Raw genomic sequence first — 14031 nt, forward strand, 5'->3', positions numbered from 1 at the left:
CTTATTATACACAATTTTACCGAGATTCAAAAGAAAAAGGGCTGTCGCATACCTTGTGAGGTTTTGCAACAGCCCCTTTTTGCGGCTCTTTCTCCTCGCGCCGGCCGACCGCAGCCTGTCCGAGACCGTCCCGTACCCGGCACCGGCACCTTGCCGGACGCAGGGGGTGCGGGGGACGGCGGAAACGCCCCCGCCGCCCACGACCCGGCATCGTTCAGGAAGGCGGGAACGGGAACTAGAAACGTTCGATCGCCTTGACGGCATAGCGTTTTTCCATGCCGGGGCTGAGGCGGCCCTCCACGTCGACGGTTCCCCAGGCGGGGGAGCCGGCGCTTTCGTATTCGAAACTCCAGCCGTCGTCCGCAAAGAGACGGGCCGCTTCCGGCGTGTCTCCGTAAACGCGCAGCGTCAGGTGGTATTGCATCCCGTTTTCGACGAATTCGACCGGGTCGGCCAGTGGAATGATGCTGTTCTCCTTCACGAGAATCGGCAGTTCGCCGAGTGTCGGCTCGAGCGTGACTTCGTTTGTGTGGCGCTTCCCGGTGCGGAAGTCTCTCCATACTCCCGGCGGGAGCGGCATCGTCAACTCCGTCATTCCGGCCCGGAACGGCACCACCAGCAGCCGGTCGCCCGCCAGCCACGCATAATCGACTTCGCGCAAATGTTCATCTTCCGGATAGTCCATCGCAAGAGCCCTGCACGGCGGCGTTCCTTCAAAATGATACGCAGCAAAGGCCGCATACAGATACGGCAGAAAACGCATGCGCAGTTCCAGCGCTTCGCGCGTCAGCGTCTCAAGCCGCATCTGTTCCTCCGGCGGATAGAACTCGTTCTTCACGTTGCGTTCACGCACAAGCTGCCGCCACGGCGGATTCGGCATCATCCAGATGTTCAGCAGCATCTGCGGCGAAAGCACCATCGCCTGGAGTCGCCGGATGTAATCCTCCGGAGAAGCCGCATGGCGGAACTCCGGTGTCCACAACAGTCCGGAAAATCCACAGGTCGTCACGCCCCGGATGAACTCCGCGTGGTCATAGAGGTCGCTGTAAAGCACGAACGGCAGCGGAGCGGCGAAGGCGTGCGCATTGCGAACCAGCCCGTAACTGCGGATTCCCGCTTTCCGGCAGGCGCGGTCGATCACCTCCATGTAGAGGCAGCCGAACATCGAGTGCATGGTTTCTCCGTCATGTCCGGAGGGGAAATTCGAACACTCCGGGAATGACCATGGGCTTGAGATGAAGTCGGAATTGTCGCATTCGTCGAGTTTGAAGCAGCTGACTCCACGCTTTGTGAGCTGTTCGGCGTGGTAATCGCCGAAGGCCTTGCGCGCTTCGGGGAGCGTGAAGTCCGGCACAAGGCCGTTCCAGACTTTGAAGTCGCCGGAATACGGCTTGAGTTCTCCGTGGAACGGTGCCTCCGGATGCACGAACGCGTGTTCCCAGAGATTCACGCGGAAATGGTTTTCGCGCAGGTTTTCGAGGAGTTTCTCCGGTTCCGGAAAACGCTCTCTGCTCCAGACGTAGCTGCATGAGTAGGCGCGCGAATGCCAGCCCGGTTCGAGACCGAGAATATCGCACGGGATGTGCTTGTCCCGCAGCTCTTTCGCCAGAGAGAGCACCTGTTCTCCGTTGAACGTGCCGCAGGCGCGGTAGTGACAGCCGAGTCCCCACTCCGGCGGGAGCGCTCCGCCGCCGGAATAGAGCACGTAACGGCGCACCGCGTCAAGCAGAGTCGGCCCGGCGAAGAGATAGAGATCGACCCCCTGTGCGGCCGGAATGTCGATCACCATCGGAGCGGAACTCCGTTCTCCGGCGGCGTAAAGTTCCGCTTCGGTCAGGCGGATTTTTCCATCCTGTTCCTGTTTCCGCCCCGCGTCGAGGAGTTCGTTGCCGCCGCAGTAGAAACTCGCGTAACGGGCGGTGTCGACGAGGACGCCGTATCCCGCCGTCGAGAAGTAGACCGGGCAGGGAGCGTGGCTGTCCCCGGTATCGGTGGCGGGGTCGCTGTTGACCCGGAGCGTCCGCTTTTTTCCGGAGTGGCAGAGCCGTTTCAGGTTCAAGCCGAGTCCGTAGACATCCTCTTCGGACGAGAGCGGCAGTTCAAGCCGGCAGCCGCGCGCGCCGGTGTGAAAGCGGATCTGTTCCGCACCGAATGGAAATTCCGCCTCCGGCATCGCCGCGAGCGCTTCGTGCCGCGGCGGTTTGACGTAACACTGCCGGGAGGGCGTATCGGGTTCCGGAGTCCCGAACGTCAGCCGGAATACTCCGGAAGAAATCTGTTCGATCATGTGCATCCTCATGGAATAGGGGTTGAATCATTTCCCATCTTCATAAAATAGCTTCGGAAAAAAACGATTGCAAGCGGTTGCACTCTTGACTTCGGAGAAAAAAGAGATACATTCCCCGGATGGACCACAACCGTTACAGAGAGAGGGGAAGATCATGAAATCATTTCGCCGTGAACTCACGCTGACGTTGCCGCGCCGCCGCGCATTTGTGAACATCACGCCGCAGGTGGAGGAGGCGCTGGCCGAATCGGGCATCCGCGAGGGGCTGCTGCTCTGCAACGCCATGCACATCACCGCGTCGGTTTTCATCAACGACGACGAATCGGGGTTGCACAGCGACTTCGAAACCTGGCTTGAAAAACTCGCCCCCGAAAAGCCCCACAGCCAGTACGCGCACAACGGTTATGAGGACAACGCCGACGCTCATATGAAACGGCAGATCATGGGGCGCGAAGTCGTCGTCGCCGTCACCGCCGGGAAACTTGATTTCGGCCCCTGGGAACAGATCTTCTACGGCGAATTCGACGGGAAGCGGCCGAAGCGGATTCTCATTAAGATTATCGGGGAATAATCGGCGGCGGATTTGAAAAAACGCGTTTTCTGCGCTATTGTATCTTGCCCCGATTGCACGGAAGAAGCAGAGTCGGGAGTCATCAACTGGAGAAAGCGTTCATTTCAGGAGAGAACCTTATATGCCGCTGGACATTCAATGGTTTATTTATGCGCTGATCACCAACGGCGCCATCACGCAGGCGGATGCGGACCGCTTCTATCAATCGCTGGAGGGAGAGCCGGAACTTGAGGCCTACGCCCAGCTGGTGCTCGATCAGTTCGTCGAAGGGTTGTCCGAAGAGGATCAGCAGTCGGTGCTCAATCAGATTCAGGCCGTCATCGACTATGCCGTAGCGCAGGCCGAGACCGGAATCGCTCCGACCATGCCTTCCGCCCAGCCGGCCCGTCCCGGCCGTCCGGCGGCCCGTCCGGGATTTCCCGGCGCGGCGGCCCGTCCCGGCGCTCCCGGTGCGGGAGGTGCACGTCCGGCGTTTCCGCCTGCACAGCGTGCCGCGGCGTTTCCTCCTGCTCAGAAAGCCGCGGCGTTTCCGCCTGCGCAGCGTTCCGGCTACGTTCCGCCCAGACAGCAGGCTTCCGCGGCTTCGGATGAGGCTTCAAACGCGGGGGTGGGGCCGAGAAAACACCAGCGTACCGGGATCATGCAGGATTCCGCGACCCATTTCGAAAGTGTCGACATCGATCTGTCGCAGATCAATTCCTACGAGGATCTGCCGAGTCTGCGGGATGTCGCCTCCATGAGCGACTCCGAGGTGATCGAGCTGGTCATCACGCTGCTGACCTGTCTGCGTGCGCTGGGCGCGTCGGATCTGCATATTTCCGCGGGAGCTCCGCCGTTTGTCCGGCGCATGCTGCAGATCGAACGCATCGACGACTGGGTGGTGCCGGAGGAGGATGCGTGGCGGTTGAACACCCTGCTGCTCTCGCCCGAACGCAAGAAGCAGTTCGAGGAGGAGATGGACATCAACTTCGCGCTTGAGGTCGGGCAGGACCGTTTCCGCGTCTGTCTGATGATGCACAAGGACGGCTCCGCGGCGAGTTACCGGCTTGTGCCGGATCACATCTGCTCGCTGGAGGAGCTCGGATTTCTCGATAACGACATCACGCACATCAAACGTCTGCTGGATTATCACAACGGACTCGTGCTGGTCACCGGACCGGTTGGTTCGGGCAAGACGACGACGCTTGCGGCGATGGTCGACATCGTCAACGAGAAGCGGACCGACCACATCATCACGGTCGAGGATCCGATCGAAATCCTGCAGCCTTCCAAGAACTGTCAGGTTACGCAGCGCGAAATCGGCAAGCACACGATCAGTTATCGTACGGCGCTCAAAGCCGCGCTTCGCGAGGACCCGGACGTGATCGTCATCGGCGAGCTGCACGACCTCGAAACCATCGAAAACGCGATCACCGCCTCCGAGACGGGCCACCTGGTGATCGGGACGCTGCACACGAGCGACGCGGCCAACACGTTGAACCGTCTGCTCGATGTGTTTCCTCCGTCGCAGCAGCCGCAGATCCGCGCGATGACCGCGGGGAGTCTGCGCGGAATCATCTGCCAAAGACTGCTTCCTGCGGAAAACGGCGGTTTGACCATCGCTTATGAGATTCTCATCAACAACATGGCCGTGGCGAACATCATCAATGAGGGCAAGGCGTTCAAACTCAAGTCGACCATGCAGATCGGCAACAAGCAGGGCATGTGCACGCTCGACCAGTGTCTGCTCGGCAAATACAAGGCGGGGCTGATCTCCTACGAGGTTGCGAAGTCCTACATGCATGACCAGGCGGAGCTGGCGCAGCTTGAGCGCGAATTCGCCATCCGTCAGGCGCGGCGGCTGCAGCAGGGAAACTGAAACGGATACGAGGGATTTTGAAATATGGAAACTGAACCGATCATCAATCAGTATTTGCGTCAGATGCTCGAACTCGGCGGCTCCGACCTTCACTTGTCGATCGACTGTCCGCCGAAGGCGCGCGTGCACGGAGACATCATCGCGCTGACCGATGAAATCATCACTCCGGAGTATATGGAGGAGATGCTTAAGGAGATCTGCATGCCGCGGCGCTGGGAGCAGTTCATGGAGACCCACGATCTCGACTTCGCCCATGAGATTCCGGGGCTTGCCCGTTTCCGGACGAACTATTTGTACAACTATCACGGAATGGGCTGCGTCATGCGCCAGATTCCGACCAAGATCCTGACGCTTGATGAGCTTCACATGCCGGAGGTGCTCAAGGAGATCTGCGCGTTGAAGTCGGGGCTCGTGCTGGTCACCGGCCCGACCGGTTCCGGCAAATCGACCACGCTCGCGGCGATGATCGATTACATCAACGAGAATTTCAGCAAGCACATCATCACGATCGAGGACCCGATCGAATTCGTGCATCAGAACAAGAACTGCACGATCGTGCACCGTGAGGTCGGTCTTCAGGCCGAATCGTTCCCGACTGCGTTGCGCGGGGCGATGCGTTCCGACCCGGACATCGTGCTGATCGGCGAGATGCGCGAGAACGACACCATGCGGCTCGGGCTCACCTGTGCGGCGATGGGCATGCTTGTTTTCGCGACCATGCACACGAATAATGCGCCGAAGACGATCGACCGTATGATCGATGCGTTCCCCTCGAACGAGCAGGCGCAGATCCGGACGATGCTTGCGGAGTGTCTCCAGGCGATTGTTTCCCAGCTGCTGTGCCGCAAGAAGACCGGTGGCCGCGTGGCGGTGCACGAGGTGCTGCTCTGGACGGACGGATTGCCGAACACGATTCGCGAGGGACAGATTTCGAACATCCGCACGATCATCGACGCGGGTGTCGGCCGCGGCATGCGTGCGATGGACAATTCGATACAGGCCGAGTTCGATGCGGGCAACATCTCTGCGGAGGAGGCGTATATGAAAGCGAGCGACAAGGCTCGTTTTCTGCCGTTCCTTGAAGCGGAAGAAGCTGCGGCGAAAGCTGCTGCGGCGGCGCAGGCCGGGGTGTAATTCGGGGGAGGCGGCCGGATGCGGAAGCTGTTTGATTCCTGCTGGTCGATCTGGCTGAAGATCGCCGGGCTCCATCGATCCGATGACGACACGGAGAGGGGGTCCTGGGTGAACTTTTTCTTTCCCAGGCTGCGTCGTGGTTTCTTCATCCGCATGGCGATTGTTGCGGTGTGCGCAGTGATCGTCTTTCTGTTTGTGCTCATGCCGTGCCGGATCAACGGGGGGAGCATGATGCCGACCTATCCCGAGCATGGATTTACGTTCTGTTTCAAGCCGAGGTATTGGTTCAGCAAGCCGAAGCTGGGGGATGTGGTCATCATCCGTTATCACGACAAGACCTATTTTCTGAAACGGATCATCGGGGTTCCCGGGGACACAATTGAGTTTCGTGACGGCGAGCTGTTCCGCAACGGCAAGCCGGTCGACGAACCTTATGTGAAATACATTTCGGATTGGAATCTGCCTCCGCGCAAGGTCGATCCCGGTCACTATTATGTGGTCGGCGACAACCGCTCCCAGGGAATCAACGAGCACATTTTCGGCAGCGTGCGTGCGAGCCGCATTGTCGGCTCCCCGATCTGGTGAGGAGGAATTCTCTCCGTCCGGAAGGTTGAAAAATCGGGATGAAACGGTTATATTCTCCGGCAGACATTACAGACGGGAGTATGACATGAGTGACCTGAGAAAATTGCCGACCGACCGAATCCTCGTTTCGCCGTCGGTGCTGGCATGCGATTTCAGCCGGCTTGGAGACGAGATCGAGCGTGCCGGAGATGCCGGGGCGGATGTGATCCACCTCGATGTGATGGATGGACATTTTGTGCCGAACATCTCGTTCGGACCGCCGGTCATCCGGAGCGTCCGCAAACGCAGCGGGATGCTGTTCGACACCCATTTGATGATCTCCGAACCCGCGCGCTACGCGAAGGCGTTTGCCGACGCGGGGTGCGACCATCTGACCTTTCACCTCGAATGCTCCGAGCCGACCGACAGGGTGATCGACGCAATCCGGCAGACCGGCTGCACGGTCGGGATTTCGCTGAAACCCGCGACGCCCGCGGAGGCGGTTTTCCCATGGCTCGACCGGATCGACCTCGTGCTTGTCATGACCGTCGAACCCGGGTTCGGCGGGCAGAGCTTCATGGCCGACCAGATGACGAAATGCGCCGCCGTGAAACGGGAGATTCTGCGCCGGAAGCTGCATGTTCAGCTTGAGGCCGACGGCGGAATCGACGGGAAAACCGTCCGGACCGTCGCCGCCCACGGCGTGAACATGATCGTGGCCGGAACCAGCGTTTTCCGTCATCCGGAGGGGCTCGACGTCGCCATTGCGGAACTGCACGCCGCCACGGCGCTGCTGGACTCGGAGTTGTGAACGATGAGTGCCCTGATTACGACGCCGCTCACGGAATATGAGATCGAACTTGGTGCGAAAATGGTTCCGCGCGCTGGCTGGAATGTCCCGCTCTCCTACCCGGAGGGTATCGTCGCCGAACACCGCCACACCCGGACGCTCTGTTCCGTGTTCGATCTGTGCGCATCGGGCAAGCTGCGCGTCGCCGGGGAGGGCGCGGCGGCGGCGCTTGACGGCTGGTTTGCCCGTCCGGTCGCGGATCTTGAACCGGGCCGCTGCCGCCGGAATCTTCTGCTCAACGAGAAGGGCGGCGTCCTCGGAGCTCCGCTCGTCGCCCGGATGGCAGAAGAGGATTTCCTGTTGCTCGCCGAACCGGAATTCGATGCGGGGGGGCTCGGAAGGATTCGCGAACTTTGCGCGGGAAGAGGCGTTGAAACCCTGGATCTCACAAGGCTTCTTGCCCAGCTTGCGCTTGCCGGGCCGAAGTCTCGCGTCGTGCTGGAAGAAGAGCTCCACGTGCACGACCTGCCCGATTACGGTTGTGTCCGGACGGTGGAAGTGGACGGATTCCGGGCAATTGCCGTCCACGCCGGTTCGACCGGAGAGGATGCGTTTTCGCTGCTCTTCAACCTCGACTACGCCGATCAGCTCTGGGATCTGCTGCTTGAAACAGAACCGGTCATGCCTGCGGGGTACGGCGCGAGGGAGTCGCTGCGGCTTGAGATGGGATTCCCCGCCTGCGGAAGTGAACTTACGGCTGAATTCACCCCGGCTGAATCGGGACTTGGAACACTGCTGCATCCGGAGGAGCCGCGCGAATTTATCGGCAGGGCCGCTCTCGGTTCCCGGTTTCCGGAACAGCGGCTCTTCGGCGTGCGGCTTGACGGGCGGCGCGCGGCACGGGAGGGGGCGCTTGTGCTGAATGCGCGCGACGAAGTGATCGGCAGGGTGACCTCCGGAAGTTTCTGTCCGTCGCTCGATACGGCGGCGGCGCTCTGTCGTCTGGTGGCAGCCTGCGTGGAGCCGGAGGAGCTGCTCCGGTTTGAAGTTTCAGGCGCGGTGTTGACCGGGAAGATCGCGCCTCTGCCGTTCTACGACGGCGGTTCGGCGCCGGGCGAGTGGTGGCTGCCGTGAAAATGCTGGCGTTTCCGCTGATCCTGACGGCAATTGCGCTTGCGGCAAGCTGGCCGCTCTTCTTCCGTCGCTGGAAATACAACCGGTATTTGTGGGTTTTGAGTTCGATTTTCGTTGTCGCGCTCGGGGCCTGGTCGATGCTCTATTTCCGGTTTGAGCGAAACTATGCCGTCCGGGCCGAGGCGGAGGCGGTCAAGGCGACGCGCGATGCGCTCGTCTCGGGGGTCGATCCGCGCACATTGGCCGATGCGTTCGAGAAACTTGATCGGAGTGAATCGTTTGAAGCGGGCGGTGTGCGTGCACGCTACCGGCTCTGGTATGAAGCCGTGAAAGGAGTGACGCAACAATGAACGCCCTTGCTCTCGGTTTGCTTTATCTGCTGCTTCTGATGGGGCTTTTTCTGGTTCTGCCGGTCTGGGTGATTGTGCGGGTGAAGCTGCCGCTGCTGTCGAAGATCCTGTTCGGCTTCAACTACTTCGCTTTGATTGCGGTCATCTCGATGCACCTTGGCGCAATCGGGAGTCTGTTTCAGGCAAACCGCGCGGCGCGGGAGGACCTGCATGTTCTCATCCGCGAACTGCGGAGCCGTCCCGCTGCGGAGATCGTGCCTGTTCTCGACGAACGGCTTTCTGCCGAAGCGGGCGGCGGCGTTCCGTTCTCCGAACGGTTTCCCGATCCGGAGGGGGAGAAAAACGACCGGAAAACGCTCCCGCCGCCGGAGCCCCCCGAGGTGCAGTGTCCGGCCAGGAGCGTGATGGGTCTGCCCGGCTGCGGCCCGCGGTAAAGGACCGCTTTTTCAGCGTCCCGAGGCGAGGCGATACTGTCTCAGAGCTTCGACGCTGCCCATCTTGAGATTGAATTTCCGCTTGAACTCCAGCAGTTGCGGCAGTCGCGCCATCGTGCCGTCCGGATTCAGAATTTCGCACAGCACGCCGCCCGGCGGGAGACCCGCGAGTCGGGCGAGGTCGACGGCCGCTTCGGTGTGGCCGGGGCGTTCAAGCACGCCGCCGGGCCGGGCGATGAGCGGGAAAACGTGTCCCGGCGTGTAGAAGTCGTCGAGCGTGGCGTTTTCCTCCATGAGTTTGCGTACGGTCGTCGCGCGGTCGAAGGCGGAGACTCCCGTGGTCGTCCCCTCGACCGCGTCGACACTCTGCGTGAAGCAGGTGCAGCGCGGATCGTGTTTCCCCGCGGGCTGAGCGAGGCCGAGACGCGCGGCGATCTCCGGCGCGAGCGGCACACAGAAAAGCCCGCGTGCGTGCGTAATCATGAAGTTTACGGTCGCCGCATCGGTTTTTGCCGCCGGCGCGATGAGGTCCCCCTCATTTTCCCGGTTTTCGTCATCCGTGATGATGACGATTTCACCGCGGCCGTATGCCGCGATCAACTCTTCGACCGGATCGAATTCCATCTTTCATTCCTCCTGTTGTTTGCAGGGGTGTTCAGGCAGGAAAAAGAGAACCCCCGGACAAACCGGGGGCGGAACGGCATCGCCGCGGAGCCGGATGCTCCGCTTTCTCCTGTCCTCTCTCATCCAGACTGTCACTGTCGGCACCGGAATCTCACCGGTTCAGCTTCCGTTTTGCGGAAGGTCGCGGGCTTGTCGTACCGCCGGTGGGGAGTTGCACCCCGCCCCGAAGACGTCGCTTTACAATATCACATTTTTCCCGCGTTGTCAAGCGGTTTTGTTACGCCTTTTGCCAGAGTGCGGTGCAGCCGGGGGAGAGCGAGCCGGCCAGCAGCGTGAAGTTTTCCGGAATTTCCGCCGCAACGGGATTCGAACCGAAGTTGGCCGCGAAGAGCCAGCAGCCGTCGCCGTTCCGGAATTCGACCATGCGCAGCAGTTCCGGCTGCGGAATCCGGCGGAAAACCGGCTCTTCCAGCTGCCCGCCGGCGGCGACCGCGTATCCATTGTCGAGCAGAAGTTCGCCGGGGAGGGGGCGGCAGGGGCAGGTTTTCCCGCCGCAGCTGATCTCATCGATTCCGAGAGACCCCATCCACGGACCGTGCTGGTGGCGGATGATGGCGCCGGAGCGCCCCGCCTTCCGCCGGATGAGCAGATTCTTTCCGCCATAGAGCAGGAATACATTCAGTTCACCGTCAATGGAGAGCCGGTCGGCGGCGACAACGTGCTCCTCCGCGTGTTCCGGGTGTCCGGCAAGCGTGAATTCGTTTCCGCCGGGGATGCGGTAAGTGCGGGTTTCCCCGTTGAAGAGATCGTTCGGGATCCGGAGATTCATTCCGCTGACCTCCTGGAGAGTCGCCTCCTTGATCATTTCCGCATATTCGAGAAAAAGCATCGTTTTCCCGTCGGGGAGTGCGGCGCAGGCGCTCTTGTGGCGCGCGTAACTGTAGACGCCTTCCCCCTCGCCGTGCGGATCGTTTTCGATCCAGTCGGCCGTGCCCGAGTTCACGAAGCCGCCGGGGAAGAGCTCATGACCGCTCTCGCCCTGGGTCGCTTCCGGCGTGTTCCCGCTGCGGATCACGCCGCGCAGATTCCCCTGCCACTCAGCCATGTCGCTGCGGTCTGCCGGGACGCAGAGTCCGGTCGGCCCCTGACCTCCGTGCCAGACGAAGGAGCGCACGGCATCGCCGTCGCGCAGGAACGTCGCACCGTGGTACTCGTCCTGCCAGACGTCCGGCGGATTGGGCACAGAGGCGGCGGCGTGATCCGCGATCGGGAATTTCCTGCGCCAGTACGCCCCGTAGGAGAGCGTGAGGATCGCATCCGATTCGAGCCGCGTGAAGTAGTAGTAACTCACATCCCGCAACTGCGCGAGCCGCCGGGTGTAGAATCCGCCGTCACGGTTGTAGGCCGCTTCTGTTCGGACGATTTCGAGCCACCCCTTCTCGAACTCCGCCGCATCGGCGTCCCCGAGAAAATCGGCCGCAAAGAGCCACATCGGAATCGCATAGTCCTGGCAATAGGTGTAACGCGCGCGCGTGTCGCCGCCGATCCGCAGCAGTCGTCCGTCCGGAAAGAGAAAGTGTTTTACGCGGTTCCAGAGTTCCCGCACGTGCAGATAGAGTTCCGGAGGCGCGGCATAGTTGCGCTCCCGGCAGTAGAAGTGCAGCATCGCGAGGTTCGAGAGGCAGATCACCATGTAGCCGACATTCAGATAACCGTGGTGATCGAGCGACCAGTTCGGCGTGAAGTTGAATCCGACGTGGTATTCGCGCAGAGCTTTGCCGTTGTATTTCGTCTCGCCCGCGGCGTCGAGCGGATGGGAGAGCCCGTTCAGCAGAAATTCCGCTGCTCTGGCGCGGTACTCCGCCGCGCGAGGAGCGTCAGGGTAATCGAATGCGGCGCGCAGCAGAAAGCCTCCGTTCCAGATGTTCGATTCGGGTTTGTTTTTTCCGGTGGAGTTGAGCATTCCGGCCACGACCGGGTAGTGGTCGAGCAGCCAGTCCGACTCGCACAGCACGAGACGGCGCAGCTTCGCGGTGTCCTCCTCAGTCAGCCGGTCGCGGATCGCGTTCAGACCGTGACTCATACGCTCGAGCCCGAGCACGCTGATCCAGTGGCAGCCCCACCGTCTGCCGTCGGTCGCCGGGAAATCCCCCGTGAGATGGGTCGCCATCGCATAGCGCAACAGCGCCAGCGCGGTGTTCTCTGCCTCATCGCGCTGCTTCTCATCGAGTTCCGGCGCTGTGGAAAGCACTGCCAGCGCGGCGAATACATTCAGATTGCTCTGGGTCGGCCAGTGGGCCGATTCGCCGGTCCCGTAGAACGCAAGCTCGGAACGTCCAGCCGGCCGGCGCAGATACCCGGGCAGTTTCACCAGCCACGGTTTCATGGTTTCGACGTAATTCGCGGCGCTGATCTTCCTCATGACTGTCACTCCTGAACGGTTGTTTCCGGATTGTCTGTTTGATCACGGGGAATAATATAGGCCGGATTTTCCGTTTGGGAATGGATCATTGTGCTGTTTTCATGAATATTGATCCTGTTTGCAGGATGTTTCATCATGATTTTCGGAAAGCCGTGTCCGTGAACCGGCGGATGCGTCACGCCTCCTCTTCGCCGCCGGTTTCGCAGGCGAGGACGGTGACGGTTTTCGCAAGGGTTTCGGGATCGGCGAGCACCATCAGGCCGTCGTGCGCTTCGATCACGGTACTGCCGTGCGGGACGACGAATTCGCGTCCGCGTCGGATCAGCAGCACGAGCGCCCCCTTCGGCAGCCCGAGTTCCGCGAGCTTCCGGCCGATGTACGGTGCGCATGGCAGGACTTCGAATTCACGCATGTCGCCGTTGAGCGTTCCGGAGTTTTCAAATTCGAGCGGAACGCGCGGCGAGACCTTGAGCGGTTTGTCGAGCTTGAGTTTTTTCGCAAACGGCATGAGCGTCTTGCCCTGCACCAGAACCGAGGTGAGAACGATGAAGAAGACGATGTTGAACATCTTCCATGCGTCCGGCAGATGCGCCATGAGCGGATAGGTCGCGAGCATGATCGGGGCGCCGCCGCGCAGCCCGACCCAGGAGACGAAGAGCCGCTCCTTCATCGTGAATCTGCTGCCGAGCATGCAGAGAAACACCGCCGCAGGCCGCGCGACGACCATCAGGAACAGCGCGATCGCCAATCCAGGTATCGCCACATCCGGCAGCTGCTTCGGGAACGAGAGCAGCCCGAGCATGCCGAAGAGCATCACCTGCATGAGCCAGCCGATGCCGTCGTGGAAACGGCCGATGCCGTGCTGGTAGATGAACTTGCTGTTGCCCATGACCACCCCCGCGACGTAGACGGCCATGTAGCCGTTGCCCCAGAAGGCTTCACTTGCGCCGAAGGTCAGCAGAACCACGCCGATTCCGAGCACATAATAAAGGCCATCATACTCGAAGTCGATCCGGTTGAAGAGCCAGACCGCCAGCCTGGCGGCAAGAAAACCGTAAAAGACGCCGAGTGACATCTTCACGAGGAACGACGGCAGAATCATCCAGTAGGAGTTCTCCCCGGGGGAGAGGATCATCCCCACCATGAAGATTGTGAGGAATGCGGCCATCGGGTCGTTGCTGCCGGACTCATATTCGAGCAGCGGCTGGAGTTTCCCTTTCAGACTCACGCTGCGGCCGCGCAGGATCGCGAAAACCGCCGCCGCATCGGTCGAGGATACGATCGCACCGAGCAGCAGACACCATTCAAACGACGGTTTCTGCGAAAAACCGAGATTGCCCGGGAGATAGTGAAAGCCCGCCGTGAAGAGCGCGAAGGTGAAGAGTCCCACGAACAATGCCGTTAAAAGCACTCCGAGACTCGAAAGCACGCTGCCGTAGCCGAGCACGTTCCGGATCGATTTCCATGAGGTGTCATATCCGCCAGAGTAGAGGATGAATGCCATCGCGATGCTGCCGATCGTGTTGGCGGCCGTCGCGTTGTCAAAATCGACGATCTTCAGAAAATCGGTTCCGGCAAGCATTCCCACGCCGAGAAAGACGAGCAGAACCGGCATGTTCAGCCGACTCGAAAGTTTGCTTGAGCATGCGCCCGCCAGAATCAGAAGCGCGGTGATCGCAAGATAGACGGGGAAATTTGTGACAATATCATTCATATGAGAGTCTGCTCCAGATACAGAAAAATGTGATGAATTTCGATTCGGATAATTCGATAAAATACTACCGGCTGAAAGGCTTTTCAAGAAGAAATCCGGATATTTTCACCGGATTCTCCGTGGTTTTTACTGGAAAAAAAAGCAGGAAC

Annotated in this window: 12 protein-coding genes and 1 riboswitch; of the genes, 8 read left to right on the forward strand and 4 right to left on the reverse strand. The window is 60.5% G+C overall.

Annotation, left to right across the window (positions count from 1 at the left end):
* Nucleotides 1-235 precede the first annotated feature (235 nt).
* Nucleotides 236-2287, reverse strand: coding sequence for a TIM-barrel domain-containing protein (locus tag Q0K10_RS11950; RefSeq protein ID WP_294507337.1), 2052 nt, complete (start codon nt 2285-2287; stop codon nt 236-238).
* 154 nt (nt 2288-2441) lie between these two features.
* On the opposite strand from Q0K10_RS11950, the gene Q0K10_RS11955 reads away from it, so the two are divergent.
* The 8 genes from Q0K10_RS11955 (at nt 2442) to Q0K10_RS11990 (ending at nt 9122) form a co-directional block, all read left to right on the forward strand.
* Nucleotides 2442-2858, forward strand: a complete 417-nt coding sequence (locus tag Q0K10_RS11955; protein WP_294507339.1) for a secondary thiamine-phosphate synthase enzyme YjbQ — start codon at nt 2442-2444, stop codon at nt 2856-2858.
* 121 nt (nt 2859-2979) lie between these two features.
* Complete coding sequence (locus Q0K10_RS11960) at nt 2980-4716, forward strand: type IV pilus twitching motility protein PilT (RefSeq protein WP_294507341.1); 1737 nt, start codon at nt 2980-2982, stop codon at nt 4714-4716.
* 24 nt (nt 4717-4740) lie between these two features.
* Nucleotides 4741-5850, forward strand: a complete 1110-nt coding sequence (locus Q0K10_RS11965) for a type IV pilus twitching motility protein PilT (RefSeq protein ID WP_294507343.1) — start codon at nt 4741-4743, stop codon at nt 5848-5850.
* A gap of 18 nt (nt 5851-5868) precedes the next feature.
* Complete coding sequence (gene lepB, locus Q0K10_RS11970) at nt 5869-6435, forward strand: signal peptidase I (protein ID WP_294507346.1); 567 nt, start codon at nt 5869-5871, stop codon at nt 6433-6435.
* A gap of 85 nt (nt 6436-6520) precedes the next feature.
* Nucleotides 6521-7225 carry a ribulose-phosphate 3-epimerase gene (rpe, locus tag Q0K10_RS11975; protein ID WP_294507358.1) on the forward strand — a complete coding sequence of 235 codons (705 nt, stop codon included), beginning with the start codon at nt 6521-6523 and terminating at the stop codon, nt 7223-7225.
* A gap of 3 nt (nt 7226-7228) precedes the next feature.
* Nucleotides 7229-8338, forward strand: coding sequence for a glycine cleavage T C-terminal barrel domain-containing protein (locus Q0K10_RS11980; RefSeq protein ID WP_294507360.1), 1110 nt, complete (start codon nt 7229-7231; stop codon nt 8336-8338).
* Nucleotides 8326-8688, forward strand: a complete 363-nt coding sequence (locus tag Q0K10_RS11985) for a hypothetical protein (RefSeq protein WP_294507362.1) — start codon at nt 8326-8328, stop codon at nt 8686-8688. The genes Q0K10_RS11980 and Q0K10_RS11985 overlap by 13 nt, the downstream gene beginning before the upstream one ends.
* Entirely contained in the window at nt 8685-9122 is a 438-nt protein-coding gene (locus tag Q0K10_RS11990; protein WP_294507364.1) for a hypothetical protein, read from the forward strand. The genes Q0K10_RS11985 and Q0K10_RS11990 overlap by 4 nt, the downstream gene beginning before the upstream one ends.
* A gap of 12 nt (nt 9123-9134) precedes the next feature.
* On the opposite strand, the gene ribB is transcribed toward Q0K10_RS11990, so the two are convergent.
* The 3 genes from ribB to Q0K10_RS12005 all read right to left on the reverse strand — a co-directional run bounded on the left by ribB (nt 9135) and on the right by Q0K10_RS12005 (nt 13882).
* Nucleotides 9135-9746: a 3,4-dihydroxy-2-butanone-4-phosphate synthase gene (ribB, locus tag Q0K10_RS11995; protein ID WP_294507366.1), complete on the reverse strand. Its 612-nt coding sequence runs from the start codon at nt 9744-9746 to the stop codon at nt 9135-9137.
* A 107-nt stretch (nt 9747-9853) separates the two neighbouring features.
* A riboswitch (FMN riboswitch) is annotated at nt 9854-9981 on the reverse strand.
* Between the two features lie 42 nt (nt 9982-10023).
* On the reverse strand, nt 10024-12168 hold the full coding sequence (locus Q0K10_RS12000; RefSeq protein ID WP_294507368.1) for a hypothetical protein: 2145 nt from the start codon (nt 12166-12168) through the stop codon (nt 10024-10026).
* 175 nt (nt 12169-12343) lie between these two features.
* Nucleotides 12344-13882, reverse strand: coding sequence for a potassium/proton antiporter (locus Q0K10_RS12005; protein WP_294507371.1), 1539 nt, complete (start codon nt 13880-13882; stop codon nt 12344-12346).
* Nucleotides 13883-14031 lie beyond the last annotated feature (149 nt).

It is taken from the genome of uncultured Victivallis sp. (assembly GCF_944391105.1).
Classification (GTDB): domain Bacteria; phylum Verrucomicrobiota; class Lentisphaeria; order Victivallales; family Victivallaceae; genus Victivallis.

Excerpts from the sequence above, each read along its gene's own strand:
- lepB (WP_294507346.1), top strand. The coding sequence starts at position 5,869 with ATGCGGAAGCTGTTTGATTCCTGCTGGTCGATCTGGCTGAAGATCGCC.
- Q0K10_RS11980 (WP_294507360.1), top strand. The coding sequence starts at position 7,229 with ATGAGTGCCCTGATTACGACGCCGCTCACGGAATATGAGATCGAACTT.
- Q0K10_RS12005 (WP_294507371.1), bottom strand. The coding sequence starts at position 13,882 with ATGAATGATATTGTCACAAATTTCCCCGTCTATCTTGCGATCACCGCG.
- Q0K10_RS11960 (WP_294507341.1), top strand. The coding sequence starts at position 2,980 with ATGCCGCTGGACATTCAATGGTTTATTTATGCGCTGATCACCAACGGC.
- Q0K10_RS11965 (WP_294507343.1), top strand. The coding sequence starts at position 4,741 with ATGGAAACTGAACCGATCATCAATCAGTATTTGCGTCAGATGCTCGAA.
- Q0K10_RS11955 (WP_294507339.1), top strand. The coding sequence starts at position 2,442 with ATGAAATCATTTCGCCGTGAACTCACGCTGACGTTGCCGCGCCGCCGC.
- ribB (WP_294507366.1), bottom strand. The coding sequence starts at position 9,746 with ATGGAATTCGATCCGGTCGAAGAGTTGATCGCGGCATACGGCCGCGGT.
- Q0K10_RS11950 (WP_294507337.1), bottom strand. The coding sequence starts at position 2,287 with ATGATCGAACAGATTTCTTCCGGAGTATTCCGGCTGACGTTCGGGACT.
- Q0K10_RS12000 (WP_294507368.1), bottom strand. The coding sequence starts at position 12,168 with ATGAGGAAGATCAGCGCCGCGAATTACGTCGAAACCATGAAACCGTGG.
- Q0K10_RS11990 (WP_294507364.1), top strand. The coding sequence starts at position 8,685 with ATGAACGCCCTTGCTCTCGGTTTGCTTTATCTGCTGCTTCTGATGGGG.
- rpe (WP_294507358.1), top strand. The coding sequence starts at position 6,521 with ATGAGTGACCTGAGAAAATTGCCGACCGACCGAATCCTCGTTTCGCCG.